The organism is Paenibacillus senegalensis JC66, from assembly GCF_000285515.1.
Taxonomy (GTDB): domain Bacteria; phylum Bacillota; class Bacilli; order Paenibacillales; family NBRC-103111; genus Paenibacillus_L; species Paenibacillus_L senegalensis.
The window spans coordinates 1-420 of the sequence record NZ_CAES01000152.1; the positions used below are offsets into that span (position 1 = coordinate 1).

General features: G+C 51.2%; 1 protein-coding gene. It reads right to left on the bottom strand.

Annotation, left to right across the window (positions count from 1 at the left end):
• Nucleotides 1–103: 103 nt before the first annotated feature.
• Nucleotides 104–420 (bottom strand): group II intron maturase-specific domain-containing protein (locus PSHG_RS26090; protein ID WP_010267518.1); only part of this gene is annotated, 317 nt, incomplete at its 5' end.

A 420-nucleotide genomic window follows, 5' to 3' on the forward strand; every position in this document is an offset into this window, starting at 1 on the left:
GCTAGAGTGAAAGGCTGGGCGGGGCCCAGCCCCTCCTCATCAAACCGTACGTGAGGTTTTCCCTCATACGGCTTTCCGATGTTCGTCATCATGAGCATGCAGATTACAAGAGCGTTTTAAGTCCATATTGAATAGACAAAGACTTCACTTCGCGCAGCGAACTCAACCATCGTCTGCGTTTGTGTTTCTTAGCATACCACTTCGCAAACCGCTGCCGGATATACCAATCCAACTTCGCCATCTTCCTCTGGCTGTAAGCTGTGTAGTAGTAATTGCGCCAGCCTTGAATCTTTGGATTCAGGTACTCCACGTGCTCTTCGAAACTCAGGCGTCGCATACCTGGCGGAGCTAATCGCTCTTTTACCCCTTCCCGTATTCGCTCTTCCGCCTTCCGGCACAACCACTGCTGGGTTGTGTAGT